Below are 15,967 nucleotides of genomic sequence, written 5' to 3' on the forward strand. Positions count from 1 at the left end.
ATCGTGGCGCAGGGTTGCATTCAGGGGTATATTGCTGTTTCTGAGGCGGCGAAAAGCAAATCAGATATTCTCGGATCGCGGCTATGACAAAAACAGCATTGGTGACTGGTATTACAGGGCAGGACGGATCTTATCTTGCTGAGCTATTGCTGGAAAAAGGGTATGAAGTCCATGGGATCAAGCGCCGTGCATCTTCGTTCAACACACAGCGCATTGACCACATTTATCAGGACCCGCATGTGCCCAATCCGCGCCTGCACCTGCATTACGGTGACCTAAGCGATACATCGAACCTGACGCGCATCATTCAAGAGGTTCAGCCGGACGAGGTGTATAACCTTGGCGCTCAGTCCCACGTGGCGGTCAGTTTTGAATCGCCGGAGTATACCGCTGATGTCGACGCGATCGGTACGTTGCGCCTTCTCGAGGCGATCCGCTTTCTGGGTCTTGAGAAAAAGACACGCTTTTATCAGGCGTCCACGTCCGAACTGTACGGATTGGTCCAAGAAACACCGCAACGCGAAACAACGCCGTTTTATCCGCGTTCCCCTTATGCGGTGGCCAAGCTGTATTCCTATTGGATTACAGTGAACTACCGCGAAGCGTATGGCATGTATGCCTGCAACGGCATCCTGTTCAATCATGAAAGCCCACGCCGGGGCGAAACCTTTGTGACGCGCAAGATCACCCGTGGTCTCTCCAACATTGCACAAGGTCTGGAAAGCTGCCTTTACATGGGCAATATCGACAGCCTGCGCGACTGGGGGCACGCCAAGGATTACGTCCGGATGCAATGGTTGATGCTGCAACAGGACGCCCCCGAGGATTTTGTTATCGCAACGGGTGTGCAGTATTCAGTGCGGCAATTCATCGAATGGTCTGCCGCTGAACTGGGCGTGACGCTTGAATTCTCAGGTACAGGCGTCGATGAAATCGCTACGGTCAAATCCGTCGAGGGCGATAGTGCACCTGCGTTGAAGCCCGGCGATGTCATCATGCGCATCGATCCGCAATATTTCCGACCGGCCGAAGTGGAAACATTGCTTGGGGATCCTTCGAACGCCAAAAACAAACTGGGATGGGAGCCGGAACTGACCGTTCAGCAAATGTGCGTTGAAATGATCACCGAGGACCTGAAGACAGCCAAACGGCATGCCTTGCTAAAACAGCATGGTTACGAATTACCGGTCACGCTTGAAAATGGCTGACGCAGGGGGCATGCGCAAGATCTACGTCGCCGGGCATCGCGGCATGGTCGGCGGTGCAATCCTGCGTCGCTTGCAAGACCGTCAGGCATCAGGTGAGGCGCTGGAACTTGTGACACGGACCCATGCGGAACTTGATCTGACCAATCAAGCCGCTGTCGCTGATTTCATGCAGGCCGAGCGCCCAGACGTTGTCATTCTGGCGGCGGCTAAAGTCGGCGGTATCCATGCCAACAACACCTACCCGGCTGATTTCATTTACAAAAACCTGATGATCGAATGCAACGTGATCCATCAGGCGTTTGCCGCGGGGGTCAAAAACCTGCTGCAGTTGGGCAGTTCCTGCATCTATCCGCGCGCTGTGCCGCAGCCAATGCGCGAAGATGCCCTGCTGACAGGTGTGCTAGAGCCGACAAACGAACCCTATGCCGTGGCAAAGATTGCCGGAATCAAGCTGTGTGAAAGCTACAATCGGCAGTACGGCCTGGACTATCGTTCCGTGATGCCGACAAACCTGTACGGACCAGGCGATAATTTTCACCCTGAAAACAGTCACGTCCTACCCGCCCTGATCCGCCGATTTCACGAGGCACAGCGGAATGGGCTGGAAGAAGTTATCATCTGGGGCACAGGTAAGCCCCGGCGCGAGTTTCTGCATGTTGACGACATGGCTGAGGCGTCTTTGTTCGTAATGGACCTACCGAGTGCTGCATATGAGGCAAATACCCAACCCATGCTGAGCCATATCAATGTGGGATGTGGTGAAGATATCTCAATCGCGGAACTGGCAGCGATGATTGCAAAGATCACCGGGTTCACCGGGCGGATTACGCAAGACGTCAGCAAGCCGGACGGTACCATGCGAAAGCTGATGGACGTTTCCCGGCTGGCCGACATGGGATGGCGCGCGACTATCAGGATCGAAGACGGTATTCGCGAAACCTATGCCTGGTTTCTAGAGCAACCCGAGGCAGAACTTCGCGCGAAGTGACCGCCCGGACACAGATCCGGGCAGTCTGGCGGATCAGAACCAGCGGCCAATTGCTATGGCCGTTGGAGGTAAAGCCGTCGCGTCAGAAACAGACGAAAGAACTTTGTACACGACCTGAGTTTCGGACGGTTCATCAAAGCCCATGAACCTGTTGATCGTGCCCCCACTGCCGCTGATTGCCGTGTTGGTGCCAGTAGCAAAGGCAGCCGGGAAAACCCATGTTGCAGACGAGCTCGCATACAGTGCACCTTCGGTGTTTGTGCAGGTCGTTGCATCCTGTGAAGCGGTGCAAATCTGGGTACCATCAGCAAACCGGACGAAATCACCACTCGGTGTGGCTCCTCTTTCAATCACAGCGCCGGTTGGGGTTCCGCCGCTTTGCGTGACCGCCCCCAAAAGATTTCCGGGCCCATAGCCATAGTCAGCCCGCATCAAGCGGCCCGCAGTTGTGTCTTCCGCGCTGTTTTGCACGGCCGTGCCAGAGGCCACCCCGGACGTTGGATCAAAGCTCAGCGCTTCGGACCAATTATTCCCATCCGGCGAGACCTTGATGGAAAAGCCTGTGCTACCGGACAGACCCATTTCCGCATGTCCGGTCCAGTTGGATTGAAACAAAAGGGATGCGGTTTCACCCGCATTTGCCTTGTTGATCTTCAGTTGATGCCCGGCACCCTCGTGGCTTAGCAAGGTTGCCGGCGCGCGCACTGACAGACGATTGGTCGTGTCGTGCCCGGTGGCAATTCCGACGCCTGGCAGGTTCTGCGTCGTGGTCGTGGGTTCGACCCATGCCGACCCGTCCCAAATTGTCAGACGATTATTCTCCCGGTCCCACGCGCGCCAGCCCGATTTGGGCGTTATGAAATGCCAGCCATTGTCTAACCAAGCTGCAAGTTCTCCCGCATGATCCGACCAATCGCCGGACGGCGTCGACCCAAGGGCATAAAGATCACCCTGCGCCGGAACTGTGGGCGGCGTCGAGGCATTAGTAGACTCAATGCAAAGCTGGACGACCAGATCAAGGCGTCTCAGGGCTTCATTAAGTGTGACGTGCTTTTGCGCTTGCGACGGTTGCAGCAATGGCAGGTTCAATCTGGGCGAATTTTGGGACAAAGGGCATTCTCCGTTGGTTGTCGGATCGTCAATTGCGTTGCGCGCCAGACTGCCGCGCCTCACATGAATCCCGCCTGACCGATACGAACGCTCGGTTAATGCCGTGCCAATATTTTGCCTGAGCGATGGGCTGTCCAATCACCCCAGGGCTTTTGATCTACACCGAAAGAAAAAGGCAAACTGCAATGCCTGCAGTTTGCCCTTAATTCGATACCGTTTACCTCGTTTTCGAGGCCACAATCCCTGGTTACTGGGCTGCCTGACCCGTGGCGACAACGTCGTGCAGGTATTTTTGCAAATCCTCTCGAAGGTCATCGCGCGCCAGCGCAAACGCGACTGTTGCCTGCAGGAAACCCGCTTTGGACCCGCAGTCAAACCGCTGGCCGTCGAATTTGTATCCGAAAACCGGGACACCGTTTCTGATGTCTTCGGCGATTGCGTCCGTCAGTTGAATCTCGCCGCCACTGCCCAGCTTGTTCTGATTAAGGTTGTACAGAACCGATGGGCGCAGAATGTAACGACCGATTACTGCCAGATTGGACGGTGCTTCCTCGGGTTTCGGTTTCTCGACCATGCCGCGCGCGCGCACCGCTGTTCCGATGTTATCGCCCACATCCAAAACGCCGTAAGAGCTTGTCTTTTCCGGGGGAACTTCCATGGTGGCAACCATATTGCCGCCAGTTTCCTCATAGGCTTCTATCATCTGCTGCAAGCAGGGCTTTTCCCCTGCGATGACGTCGTCGGGCAGCATGACCGCAAATGGTTCGTCTCCAATCAGGCGGCGTGCGCACCACACGGCGTGACCCAAACCCAGAGCTTTGTGTTGCCGGATATAGGCGATAGCCCCGCTTTCCATGTTGGTCGCATTTAGCGTTTCCAACAGGTCGTCTTTGCCTTTTTCCTTAAGCGTTTGTTCAAGGATTTGGTTGTGGTCAAAATAGTCCTCAAGCGCTGACTTTCCGCGGGACGTTACAAAAATGAATTCGGTAATCCCGGCCGCCCGAGCTTCGTCGATTGCGTATTGAACCAGCGGGCGATCGACCAGGGTCATAATTTCCTTAGGTACCGATTTTGTCGCGGGCAGAAAGCGAGTACCAAGACCCGCAACCGGAAAAACCGCCTTTGTGACCTTACGTGCCATGCTACCTCTCAGCAAAAAGTCTTGTCCGTATGAAAGTGTTTTGTCGACGCCACCTCATATTGCGCGCGATTAGAACAATCAACGCAATTAGGCAAAGTCGGTCAACTTGGAGAGATCGTGCCACCGTTGAAATCGGAAGTCAAAATGCTCTGCACATGCTGGCTATGACATAGCCTTAGAGGTTGCCAGTTTAGGGTTAAAATGGATGAAAATGTGCATATTGGATGCAATGTGGAGACAAACTGAGTCGCTGAAACACCCAAAAAACGAACCTGCCCCGAAGGCTGTGAATTGCTTCGGAGCAGGCGGGTTTATGCCTTTGCCATGATCGCCTCGAGCGGGTCGTGCTCGGCCACAAAATGATTAGGCTTCACTTCACTCAACAGAGGAACATAGTCATTCTCACCAGCCGCCAAACGACTTGGGAGGAAACGCAACGCGGCTTTCGGATCCATCGGTGAGGGCAGTTCGCCCGGCAGTTTCAGGCGCGTGCGGCTGCGCTCCACGTCCGGGTCCGGAATTGGCACGGCCGAGATCAGCGATTTGGTGTAGGGGTGGATCGGATCAGAACAGATCACTTCTCCGTCGCCCAGTTCCACGATCCGGCCCAGATACAGCACCATGATCCGGTTAGATACCGCTCGTACAACCGACAGGTCGTGACTGATGAAGATCATCGACAGACCGAACTCCTGCTGCAACTCGCGCAGCAATTCCACGATCTGCGCCTGAATTGACACGTCCAGCGCGGACACTGCTTCGTCGCAGATGATCAGCTTGGGTTTGTTGATCATCGCCCGTGCAATGCCGACGCGCTGGTTCTGACCGCCCGAAAGCTCGTGCGGATAGCGGTTGATCATGTTGGCCTTCAGGCCGACCCGTTCCATCATTTCAGCGACCAGCTTCTTGCGCTCCCGCTCAGTCAGGTCAGGGCGATAGGTCTTCAGCGGTTCCGCAATTGAGGCCGAGATGGTCATCCGCGGATCGAGGCTGGCCAGCGGGTCCTGGAACACGATTTGCAAGTCCTTGCGGTACTTGTTCAACTCGGACCTCCTAAGTCCAACAATGGGATGACCCAGCCAACTGACATTTCCCGCACTGGGTTCGATCAACTGCAGGACGGCCCGTGCCAGAGTGGACTTTCCGCAACCAGACTCGCCCACGACTCCCAATGTTTCGCCCTTGCGGATGTCAAAACTGACACCATCGACGGCTTTCAAAGGTACTTTGTGCCCGAACAAACCGCCCGAGACGTGGATTGGGAAGTGCACTTTGACGTCGTCGACTTTCAGCAGCGGCTCATCGACTTTTTCCAGCGCCTTGGGTGCGTCACCGGCGTCGATGCGGGGCATCGCGGCCAGCAAAGTCTTGGTGTAGTCGTGTTTGGGCGCCCGGAAGATTTCACGCGTCTCGCCGGCCTCAACGAATTGACCCAGCCGCATGACCTGAACGCGATCGCACATTCGGGCCACGACACCCATGTCATGGGTAATCAGCGCAATCGCGGTGCCTTCGTCCTTTTGCAGGCGTACCATCAGGTCCAGAATGTCTGCCTGAACCGTCACATCCAGCGCCGTTGTCGGTTCATCCGCGATCAACAGCTTTGGATTACACAACATGGACATTGCAATCATGACCCGCTGGCGCATACCGCCAGAAAGCTCATGTGGATACTGATCCAGACGCCGTTTAGCCTCAGGGATGCGGACACGTTCGAGCCATTCAAGACAGCGCGCCCGAGCAGCCGAACCTTGCAGCCCTTCGTGAACCTGCAAGACTTCGCGCATTTGTTGGCCAATACGCAGGTGCGGGGTCAGGGCGGTCAGGGGATCCTGGAAGATCATGCCGACATCGTCGCCACGGATCTGGTTCAGCTTGTTCACCGGCAGGTTCAGAATTTCCTGACCGTTCAGCAAGGCGGAACCGGTTGCCTGCCCGGCAGGGGGCAGCAGGCCCATCGCGGCCATGAATGTCTGGCTTTTGCCGGACCCGCTTTCACCCACGATACCCAGGCATTCACCGGGATTGATGTCAAAACTGATGCCTTTGACGGCCTCAACAACGCCGTCGGCGGTGTTGAACTGGACGCTCAGGTCTTTTACGGAAAACAGGCTCATATCAGCGATCCTTCGGGTCCAGAGCGTCGCGCAAGCCATCACCTATGAAGAACATGGTGATGATGATTGCGACGTAGAATGTCAGTGGGAACAACAACTGCCACAGCGTGCCATAGCCCATCGTCCCGGCCCCTTCGGCGATCAATCGACCCAGTGAGGTATAGGGTTCGGAAATCCCAAGGCCGAGGAACGAGATGAAACTTTCGGTCAGGATCATTTCTGGCACCAGAAGCGAAGCATACACAATCACCACGCCAAGAAGGTTGGGCAGGATATGGCGATACATGATGGTGAATTCGCTGACCCCAGCCGCACGTGCGGCCTCGATAAACTCTCGGTTCTTCAGGGTCAGGGTTTGCCCCCGGACAATTCGTGCCATCGTCAGCCAACCAACCGCACCAAGTGCGATGAACAGCATGACGAATGATCGACCCGCGACAACCAGCAACAGGATGATGACCAGAGTTGCCGGAATGGCCAGCAGGATATCGACGAAGCGCATCATCACACCATCGGTGCGGCCACCGATATACCCTGCGGCAATACCGTAACATGTACCGACGATCAGGGCGGTCGCGGCACCGATCAGACCCACCAGCAGCGATGTCGTCGTCGCCTGAATGATGCGGCTGTATAGATCGCGCCCCAGATCGTCGACGCCGAAGAAATGTCCAGTCTCTGCGGACGGCATTCCCATGCCGCGTACGTCGCCCATGACGTTCCAGTCGATTTCCTCGTTGCTCCAAACGGCAAAGTAGGGGCCAATGATCGTGAACAACACGATCATCGCCAGAATGAACAGGCTCGCCATGGCGGCTTTGTTGCGAACAAAACGCATCCGTGCGTCCTGCCAGAGTGAACGCCCCTGAATGACCGTGTAGTCGGTGATGTCTTCGGCCAGGTGGGCGGCTTTTTGTGATTTACCAAGCATTGCCAGCCCCTCAGTAACGGATTTTCGGATCGAACCAGGCATAGGCCAGGTCGGTCAGCAGGTTTACGAGAACGGTCAGGACGCCATACAGGATCGTGACCCCTAACAGCACGGCATAGTCGCGCGACAGCGCGGACCCCACATAGGCCTGCCCCAGTCCACCGGTCGAAAAATAGATGTCCACAAAGACCGAACCGGTCAGTACGTAGACGAAAACCGGACCCAGATAAGACACGACGGGCAGCAAGGTCGGTTTCAGTGCATGGCGCCAGATCACAGTTCTTGTCGGCAGACCCTTGGCGCGAGCCGTGCGGATGAAGTTCGAGTTCAGAACTTCAAGCATCGATGACCGCGTGATCCGCGCAATGGATCCCATGTATGAAGTCGCAAGCGCGATAACGGGCATGATCAGGTACGGCCACTGGCCGCCATTCCAGCCACCGCCCGGCAGCCATCCCAGCCACAAGGTGAAGGTCAGGATCAGGATCGGACCCATGATGAAGTTCGGCAGCGCCTGCGCTGCGATACCCAAGCCAACAGCGAGATAGTCGATCCAGCTGTTGTGCTTGATCGCCGCGGCAATCCCCAGCGCGACTCCGACGGTTGTTGCCACCAGGAAGGACAGCGAACCGTAGGTCAGCGAGATCGGGAAACCCTGCGCGATGATGTCATTCACATCCCGGTCCTTGAACTTAAAGGACGGGCCGAAATCAAAATGCACGACGATGTTGTACAGATAGTCCCACAGCTGTTTCCACAGCGGTTGGTCCAAACCGTACCGCGCCTCGATATTGGCCAGCACAGCGGGCGGCAGTGGCCGTTCCGAGGTGAATGGTCCACCTGGCGCGAAGTGCATCAGAAAGAAACTTGCAACGATCAGCAAAAGGATCGTTGGGACGGCGATCAGCAATCGCCGGACAATATAGGCAAGCATTTCATGCCCCCATTATTGGCTTTGCCCCGGAAAGAACTCCGGGGCAAAGCTTGGTCTAAGGAAGATTATTCGGCGGTTTTGTAGAGGTTCTTGGAATACCAGTTCTGCTCTACGTTTTTGACCGGCCAGTTACCGACATCGCTGTCCATCATGTAGACGCCAGCATAGTGATAGATAGGGATAACGGGCGTCTCTTGCGCGATGATACGCTCGACCTCGGTGTAGAGAGGAGCGGCATCGTCAGAGGTTTTGGCTTCGGACAGCAGTTCATCAACGCGGGCGTTGTTGTACTTGCCGTCGTTATAGCCGGAATCCGACTGTAGCAGATCGAGGAAGGTCGAGGCTTCGTTATAGTCGCCACACCATGCGCCGCGTGCCATATCGAAGTTCTGGTTGCCACGCTCCTCCAGGAAGATCTTCCATTCCATGTTGGCCAGTTCGGCATTGACGCCCAGCTTTTGCTTCCACATCTGGCTCAGGGCCACGGCAACTTTCTTGTGCGCTTCCGAGGTGTTGTAAACCATCTCAAAGCTCAGCGGGTTGTCGGGACCATAACCAGCTGCGGCTAGCAGTTCCTTGGCCAGTTCGTCGCGCTCGGCCTGCGACATGGACGCCATTTCTACGTCTGGAACGTCAAAGCCAGCGGTTGCTGCCGGGGCAAAGGTATAAGCCTGCGGCTGCCCACCTGCCATGATGTTCTCGGTGATGATCTTACGATCAACTGCCAGGGACAGCGCCTGACGTACGTTCGGATCCTTGAAGGCTTCGGGGCCACCATCGGACAGGTTGAACGTGTAATAATAGTTACACAGGCGCGGGAAGCTGATTGCTTCTTCCGGATGCTCTTTTTGCAAGCGCGGGAACTGACCTGCGGGAACTTCTGTGCGGTCCAGCTCACCCGCCAGGTAACGGGTCAGCGCGACGTTTTCGTCGTTGATGACCAGTGCCACGACTTTTTCGATGATCGTGTTGTCGTTGTCCCAGTAGTTTTCGTTCCGCTCACGAACCGAACGTTCCTGCGGCAGGTGCTCGGTCAGGACGTATGCACCGTTCGATACGATGTTTTCAGGCTTGGTCCAGGCGTCGCCAAACTCTTCGACAACTTTCTGCGGGGCAGGGAAAGTGGTCGAGTGTGTGGTCATTTGCGGGAAGTACGGCAGCGGTGCGCTGAGCGTCACTTCAAGCGTGTGGTCGTCGATGGCTTTAACGCCCAAGTCGTCAACCGATTTGTCACCTGCGATGATTTCAGATGCGTTCTCGATCGACATCAGTTCCATGAACCATGCATAGGGCGAGGAAAGGGCGGGATCGACGGCACGTTTCCAGGCGAAAACAAAATCGCCGGCGGTTACCGGATCACCATTCGACCATTTCGCATCGTCGCGCAGGGTAAAGGTGTAAACGTCTTTAGAGTCGTTGGTGGTGTAACCGGTGGCAACACCGGGGACCAGATTGCCGTCTTCGTCCTGGTTCATCAGGCCTTCGAACAGGTCACGCACGATCTCGGCGCCGGAAACATCCTCAACAACTTGAGGGTCAACCGAGCTGTGTTCGTCCAGAATACGATAGGTAAAGGTCTGGTCATCCGCCAACGCTTCGCCGGTAGTCGGATGGGTTCCGGCGGCAAATGCAGCACCGGTTATCATGGTAGAGGTCAACAGCCCCGCAAGAGATGTACAAATATACTTGTTCATGTTTTTCAACTCCCGTTTTTTATTAAGCAACCCACGCGCATCCCTTCAGGATGGCTGAGGGCCACCATGTTTGTCCGACCCAGAAAGAGACCGGGACTGGTTCGAATTTTGCTTTTTCAGATCGCAATGAACACCGCGTCGCAGTCTTTCGGTTTGCAGTCGGGAACGTGTTTGCAAAAGTCGCCTTTCACTGATGTCGAACGTGGCATTATTTCAAAAAAGGTTAAAGCCTTTGCCTTAAAATTGGGCAACCAGAGGTGGAATGTGAATGGAAACGGGGGTGCAGTGGAAATTTTATGTTGAAACTCGGAGGCTTCGTGACATTTTCGTGAAGGGTGCCGATTTTCGTTTGGTTGTTTCCGTCGGGTCAAACAGCTGAGGGGTATCTGGATCAGGGCGAATCGCTACTGTTTCAGGCTGGCCTTCATTCCCGCATCAGGAAAGCAGGTAGGAGCTTGGCCGATCGATTCTTGCCAGCGTCCGATCGAACGACGGGTTTTGAACCCGGGTAGGCCATCCGCCCCTCCGACGTCGTGCCCTTGTTGTTCCAGTGTGCGCTGCATGGCAGCGATATCGGATCGGTACATGGCGTCGATCTTGCCCCAGCGACCAGAAAAATTGCCAACGCCATATTGAATGCGGTCTCCGACGTGTCCAACGAACAAGGCATACAGATCGCTTTTGTTGTATTCCTTGAGGACATAGAAGTTCGGCGTGACGACAAAGGCAGGGCCGTTCCGCCCGGCGGGCATCATCAAATACCCATCTCCGGCCAGTTCATGTTTTGGAAACGGCTTGCCTGACACGCGCGCAATTCCCATTGCGGCCCAGTCCCGAATGGGTCTGCCTTGGTCAGGACCTTCCAGCGCGCAGGATATGGTGTCAGGAACAACGACTTCGAACCCCCAATCGCGCCCGGCCCTCCAGCTATGCTGCGCCAGATAGTTCCCGATAGAGGCAATTGTATCTTCGGCTGAGGTCCAAATGTCAGCTTTCCCGTCCGCGTTCCCGTCGGCCGCATAGGTCAGGAAATTGGAGGGCATGAATTGCGGTTGGCCCAAAGCGCCCGCCCAGCTGCTTTTCATTGTGCCCGGCGGTGCATCGCCCGCTTCGGCGATTTGCAGCGCCGCGATCAGCTCTTTGGTAAAATAGTCAGCGCGGGTACTCATGAACCCTTTGGTGCCCAGCACCTGGAAGGTGTCGTGTCGAATGGGAACTTGCCCATAGCCGCTCTCACGACCCCAGATGGCCAGAATGATGCGGGCGGGCACGCCTGTTTCGGCCTCGACGCGCGCCAAGGTTGCGGCGTGTCGCCGGGCCATCTGCCGCCCGACGGATGTCGCGCCCTGAACGGAGCCCGCGTTGAAGTATCGACCCGGGGAGCCAAATTCAGCCTGTTTTTGCCATTTCGGGGTTTTGATCGGTTGCCCCGGAGGCACCAGATCCGGCAATTCCCAGTTCAGCGTCACACCGTCAAAGGCCTGTTGCATCGTGCGCCTGGAAACACCCTTGGCTCTGGCCTTTGGCCAGATGGTGTCTTGCAGCCAAGACTGGAATTGTCTTTCAACCGCAGCACGATCTTGCGCGGTTGCACTTGTGGACAGGCACCAAAGACCCAGGACGAACATGATCCATCGCATCGCTTAAGGTCTGGCTTGGTCAAAGCCGCAAGTCAACAGCGGTTTTCCCGTGGTTTTGTCTGCGCCTATTTCCACCGTTGATCAGGGTCGGCGGCCGAGCACCGACCTATTTGGGAAAAAGCCTTGAGAAATTTCATTTGTCTGCCGATAGTTGGCGCGAGAGATTGCTTTAGGAGGACAATCAGGCGTGGCCCTATTCCGAATGTCACCAAAGGCGATGCAGGTTGTGATTGTCGCTGCGGCTCTCTCTGCTACGGCGCAAGCTGCCGGTGCAAGTGACAGTTTCATGGACCCACAAGGTCCGATTGCCGCTGTCCAAAAAGTGCATCTTTTCCGCGCAACTGTCCTGATCCTGTTGGCGGTTGTTCCGGTTCTTGTTCTGGTGCCGCTGATTGCCTTTCGGTATCGGCGGCGCAAAGAAGGCGGAGCCATGTACCGGCCCAAGTGGGATTTCTCCGGTCCGTTGGAGTTCGTTATGTGGGGCGTGCCGGTTCTGATTGTCGTGCTGCTATCTTTCTATCTGTGGAAGGCGACCCACCGATTGGACCCATATTCGGATCGCTTTGGCGAAATGCCCGCGCTGAACGTTCAGGTCGTCGGATTGGATTGGAAATGGTTGTTCATCTACCCCGATCTTGGCATCGCCAGCGTCGGAGAGCTTGGCATCCCCGTCAAACAGCAGGTCGCAATGACACTGACGACCGATACTGTGATGCAGTCCTTCATGATCCCTGCTTTGGCAGGCCAGATTTATGCAATGCCCGGTATGACTACGGAATTGCATGTTGTGTCGGATGTGGCTGCAACAATGCAGGGCGAAAACACCCAGTATAACGGGCGCGGGTTCACCAAACAGAAGTTCCAAACCGTTGCCATGTCCGTCGAGGAATTCAACGAATGGGTCGACAAGGTGCGCAGTAACGGCATTGCGCTGAATGACGAGACCTATCGCATTTTGGCCATGCGGACGGACCGGGACGAGGTGCAAGCCGCGTTGGGAACCGCGCAAATGCCAGATAACGCGTTGTATTTCACGCTGGAGGACAGCAACCTGTTTCATTCAATTGTGCATCGGTATCACGGCAACAATGCTCTGACCGCCGACCAGCAGCCAGGGACGGTAGAATTCGGGCAGGAGGCGCAGCAATGACCACCAATGGTTCTGGCTTCTTCGGCCGCCTGAATTGGGACGCGTTTCCGATTACAGGGCTTATTCAGAATCCCAACACGAACGAGATTGTCGCCAACACTGCCGCTGCGATAGTGATCGTCGGTGTCATCGTCGTCGTTGGATCATTAACGTGGTTTCGCCTTTGGGGACTATTGTGGCGCGATTGGTTAACCAGTGCGGATCACAAGAAGATCGGCATCATGTACATCGTCTTTGCAATCGTCATGCTTGCGCGCGGCGTTTTGGAAGGCGTGGTAATGCGGGCGCAGCAGGCGGCCGGTCCGGGCGATGGATTTCTTGAGGCCGAGCATTTCGCCGAGCTTTTTAGTACCCATGGCACGATCATGATCTTCTTTGTCGCCGTTCCGTTTGTGTTTGGTCTGGCGAATTTCCTGATCCCGCTGATGATCGGTGCGCGCGATGTGGCCTTTCCCGTGATGAATCAGATCAGCCTTGGTCTGACCGTCTCAGCCGGAATGATGCTGATGGTATCGTTGGTGGTGGGCGAGTTTTCGACCGGCGGCTGGACGGCATATCCGCCATATACCGGTGCGGCGTTCAACCCCGGTGTCGGTCCGGACTACTGGATCTGGGCGATCGTCGTCTCTGGTGTCGGAACAACACTGACGGGCATCAATTTTGCTGTCACGATCTATAAGTTGCGCGCACCTGGCATGAAATTCATGCGGCTACCGATGTATTGCTGGACAATTATCTGTAGCTCGATCCTGATTGTCTTTGCCATGCCGCCTCTGGGCGTTGCCGCCCTGATGCTGGCAGCGGACCGGTATCTGGACTTTCATTTTTTCACCAACGACCTTGGCGGCAACATGATGAACTATGCCAATATGTTCTGGCTGTTTGGTCATCCCGAAGTCTATTTGCTGGTTCTGCCGGCCTACGGTATCTACTCTGAGGTCTTCGCAACATTCTCGGCCAAGCGCCTGTATGGCTACAACTCGCTGGTTATCGCCACCATGTCGATTGCGGTGTTGTCATTCACTGTCTGGCTGCACCACTTCTTCACCATGGGTCAAAGCGCGCTGATCAATGCCGTGTTTGGCATCGCGACAATGCTGATCGCTATCCCGACCGGCGTGAAGGTCTATGACTGGATGGCTACCCTGTTCCGCGGGCGCATCCGGTTTTCGGTGCCGATGCTCTACGGGTTATCTTTCTTGATGCTATTTGTCATCGGCGGGCTTTCCGGTGTGATCCTTGCCAACCCAACAGTGGACTATCAGGTCCACAACACGCTATTTCTTGTCGCCCACTTCCACAATGTCCTGTTGCCGGGTGTGCTGTTCGGATTGCTTGCCGGATACAACTATTGGTTCCCCAAAGCTTTCGGGTTCCGCCTGAACGAATTCTGGGGCCGCGTCTCGGTTGCGTTGTGGACCGTCGGGTTCATGCTGACATTCCTGCCGCTGTATTTCGTCGGTCTGATGGGAATGCCACGCAGGTCATTCAGTTGGCAGGACCCGAGCTTCCACCCGTACATGATCGTCGCCGTCGTCGGCGCGCTGATCATATTGGCGGCTTTGCTGTCGGTGATCGTACAACTGTGGGTTAGTATCCGTGATCGGGAAAAGGCACGCGTTCCGGTCGGTGATCCGTGGGATGCGCATACGTTGGAATGGTCGATCCCGGCCCCGCCGCCTTCCTACAATTTTGCCATCATCCCCCACGTGACCGATCGTGACGATTTTGCTGCCGCGAAAGAGCGTGGAAACGCGTATCCGTCGCCTGATGCCTATGAGGATATCTCGGTTCCGCTGAACACTGGAATTGGGTTCAGTCTCTGCGTACTCAGCGGGGTTTGGATGTTTGCGCTGGTCTGGTGGATCTGGTGGCTGGCGGCGCTGATGACAATCTTTATGCTCGCGACCTTTATCGCATGGACGTTCAAGGCCGAAACAGAGCGGGTCATTCCGGCAGACGACGTGCGTAAGCAGCACGAAGCCTGGTTGGATCTGGTTCACAATTCTACGCCCGTTGACCGTGATCACGAAACTGCCCCGGAAAATCGCGGATTGGCCCGCCCTGATCTGGAGGCCGTGACATGAAACGCGCGCCCACCCACAGCTATCCCGGCCTGAACCTTGGACGGCGGCACGCAAGTGCCGACAAGGCAAGCGAAGTCGTTACCTTCGGGTTCTGGGTCTTTTTGATGAGCGACCTAGTCTATTTCGGGCTGATGTTCGCGATCTACATCACAATGATCGACGCACAGGCAGGCGGACCCGGGCCGCACGAATTGTTCGACCTGAAAAGCATCTTTGCCCAGACGCTGATCCTTTTGACCAGCAGTCTTACAGTGGGTCTGGCGATGCTTGCGCTCAAATACAACCTTCCGCGGTGGCGGATCGTATTCTGGTTCTTCGTGACACTGGTTCTTGGTCTCAGTTTCTTGGTTCTGGAAATGCGCGACTTCATGTCGATGGCCGAAAAGGGGGGTATCCCACAGCGCAGTGGGTTTTTGTCAGCATACTATGGGTTGGTGCCTTTGCACGGTCTGCACGTCACGGCCGGGTGCATTTGGTTGATCGTGCTGGGTATTCAGCTACGAATTTTTGGCCTTACCGATTTGCTGATGTCTCGCGTGGTACGGCTGGCGCTGTTCTGGCACTTTCTGGACCTGATCTGGATTGGCATCATCACTATCGTTTATTTCGGAGGGCTGACCTATGGATAAGCGCAGCGAAATGCATCGCCGCGAGCGTCGTCGCTATGTAATCGGTTATGGTGGGTCGTTATTGTTGACCTTTGCAGTATTTGGAATCGCTTACCGTTTCGGCATTGAGACAAAGGGCGTTTACCTTGCAATCAGCCTGCTCGGATTGGCTCAGCTGATCGTACAGCTGGTTTATTTCCTGCACATCGATCGACGTCGCAGCAGCCGCGAAGATCTGGACCTTATCCTGTTTTCCACGATGGTGCTGCTGATCATCATTCTTGGAACTGTTTGGATCATGGGTAATCTGGCGGTTCGGATGCACACGTTTCCAATGTGACGTTCGGCCAAGCCAAATG

General features: G+C 55.6%; 13 protein-coding genes. 6 read left to right on the forward strand and 7 right to left on the reverse strand.

The features are described 5' to 3' along the window. Positions 1-83: 83 nt before the first annotated feature. A complete protein-coding gene (gmd, locus tag AC2FIO_RS11435) occupies positions 84-1,208 on the forward strand; it encodes a GDP-mannose 4,6-dehydratase (RefSeq protein WP_113790783.1) in 1,125 nt (374 codons plus the stop codon). A gap of 10 nt (positions 1,209-1,218) precedes the next feature. Next, positions 1,219-2,196: a GDP-L-fucose synthase gene (gene fcl, locus AC2FIO_RS11440; RefSeq protein WP_496697704.1), complete on the forward strand. Its 978-nt coding sequence runs from the start codon at positions 1,219-1,221 to the stop codon at positions 2,194-2,196. Between the two features lie 33 nt (positions 2,197-2,229). On the opposite strand, the gene AC2FIO_RS11445 is transcribed toward fcl, so the two are convergent. The 7 genes from AC2FIO_RS11445 to AC2FIO_RS11475 all read right to left on the reverse strand — a co-directional run bounded on the left by AC2FIO_RS11445 (position 2,230) and on the right by AC2FIO_RS11475 (position 11,763). Then, positions 2,230-3,306, reverse strand: a complete 1,077-nt coding sequence (locus tag AC2FIO_RS11445) for a DUF2793 domain-containing protein (protein WP_496697706.1) — start codon at positions 3,304-3,306, stop codon at positions 2,230-2,232. 247 nt (positions 3,307-3,553) lie between these two features. Then, entirely contained in the window at positions 3,554-4,447 is an 894-nt protein-coding gene (gene galU / locus AC2FIO_RS11450) for a UTP--glucose-1-phosphate uridylyltransferase GalU (RefSeq protein WP_282169450.1), read from the reverse strand. A gap of 311 nt (positions 4,448-4,758) precedes the next feature. Then, entirely contained in the window at positions 4,759-6,564 is a 1,806-nt protein-coding gene (locus AC2FIO_RS11455; protein WP_282169451.1) for an ABC transporter ATP-binding protein, read from the reverse strand. 1 nt (position 6,565) lies between these two features. Then, positions 6,566-7,495, reverse strand: coding sequence for an ABC transporter permease subunit (locus tag AC2FIO_RS11460; protein WP_058274595.1), 930 nt, complete (start codon positions 7,493-7,495; stop codon positions 6,566-6,568). Between the two features lie 10 nt (positions 7,496-7,505). Further along, a complete protein-coding gene (oppB, locus tag AC2FIO_RS11465) occupies positions 7,506-8,429 on the reverse strand; it encodes an oligopeptide ABC transporter permease OppB (protein ID WP_058274596.1) in 924 nt (307 codons plus the stop codon). A 65-nt stretch (positions 8,430-8,494) separates the two neighbouring features. Next, positions 8,495-10,123 (reverse strand): peptide ABC transporter substrate-binding protein, encoded by a 1,629-nt coding sequence (locus AC2FIO_RS11470; protein ID WP_496697709.1) that lies wholly within the window; start codon positions 10,121-10,123, stop codon positions 8,495-8,497. A gap of 404 nt (positions 10,124-10,527) precedes the next feature. Next, positions 10,528-11,763 (reverse strand): lytic murein transglycosylase, encoded by a 1,236-nt coding sequence (locus AC2FIO_RS11475; RefSeq protein WP_496697710.1) that lies wholly within the window; start codon positions 11,761-11,763, stop codon positions 10,528-10,530. A gap of 187 nt (positions 11,764-11,950) precedes the next feature. Here AC2FIO_RS11475 and AC2FIO_RS11480 point away from each other — a divergent pair, with 187 nt between their 5' ends. The 4 genes from AC2FIO_RS11480 to AC2FIO_RS11495 are packed head-to-tail and all read left to right on the forward strand — an operon-like array spanning position 11,951 to position 15,948. Next, positions 11,951-12,913, forward strand: coding sequence for a cytochrome ubiquinol oxidase subunit II (locus AC2FIO_RS11480; RefSeq protein ID WP_496697711.1), 963 nt, complete (start codon positions 11,951-11,953; stop codon positions 12,911-12,913). Next, the gene (locus AC2FIO_RS11485; RefSeq protein ID WP_496697713.1) at positions 12,910-15,000 is read left to right on the forward strand and encodes a cbb3-type cytochrome c oxidase subunit I; all 2,091 of its coding nucleotides are present in this window, start codon (positions 12,910-12,912) and stop codon (positions 14,998-15,000) included. Before AC2FIO_RS11480 ends, AC2FIO_RS11485 begins: the two co-directional genes overlap by 4 nt. Next, positions 14,997-15,629, forward strand: a complete 633-nt coding sequence (locus AC2FIO_RS11490; RefSeq protein WP_282119480.1) for a cytochrome c oxidase subunit 3 — start codon at positions 14,997-14,999, stop codon at positions 15,627-15,629. The genes AC2FIO_RS11485 and AC2FIO_RS11490 overlap by 4 nt, the downstream gene beginning before the upstream one ends. Continuing rightward, a complete protein-coding gene (locus AC2FIO_RS11495) occupies positions 15,622-15,948 on the forward strand; it encodes a cytochrome o ubiquinol oxidase subunit IV (RefSeq protein ID WP_058277205.1) in 327 nt (108 codons plus the stop codon). The genes AC2FIO_RS11490 and AC2FIO_RS11495 overlap by 8 nt, the downstream gene beginning before the upstream one ends. Positions 15,949-15,967 lie beyond the last annotated feature (19 nt).

The sequence above is a fragment of the Ruegeria sp. CDSB086 genome (assembly GCF_059611065.1).

Coding starts and splice junctions, on each gene's coding strand:
- AC2FIO_RS11455 (WP_282169451.1), bottom strand. CDS start 6,564: ATGAGCCTGTTTTCCGTAAAAGACCTGAGCGTCCAGTTCAACACCGCC.
- AC2FIO_RS11490 (WP_282119480.1), top strand. CDS start 14,997: ATGAAACGCGCGCCCACCCACAGCTATCCCGGCCTGAACCTTGGACGG.
- galU (WP_282169450.1), bottom strand. CDS start 4,447: ATGGCACGTAAGGTCACAAAGGCGGTTTTTCCGGTTGCGGGTCTTGGT.
- AC2FIO_RS11485 (WP_496697713.1), top strand. CDS start 12,910: ATGACCACCAATGGTTCTGGCTTCTTCGGCCGCCTGAATTGGGACGCG.
- AC2FIO_RS11475 (WP_496697710.1), bottom strand. CDS start 11,763: ATGCGATGGATCATGTTCGTCCTGGGTCTTTGGTGCCTGTCCACAAGT.
- AC2FIO_RS11470 (WP_496697709.1), bottom strand. CDS start 10,123: ATGAACAAGTATATTTGTACATCTCTTGCGGGGCTGTTGACCTCTACC.
- oppB (WP_058274596.1), bottom strand. CDS start 8,429: ATGCTTGCCTATATTGTCCGGCGATTGCTGATCGCCGTCCCAACGATC.
- gmd (WP_113790783.1), top strand. CDS start 84: ATGACAAAAACAGCATTGGTGACTGGTATTACAGGGCAGGACGGATCT.
- AC2FIO_RS11460 (WP_058274595.1), bottom strand. CDS start 7,495: ATGCTTGGTAAATCACAAAAAGCCGCCCACCTGGCCGAAGACATCACC.
- AC2FIO_RS11495 (WP_058277205.1), top strand. CDS start 15,622: ATGGATAAGCGCAGCGAAATGCATCGCCGCGAGCGTCGTCGCTATGTA.
- fcl (WP_496697704.1), top strand. CDS start 1,219: ATGCGCAAGATCTACGTCGCCGGGCATCGCGGCATGGTCGGCGGTGCA.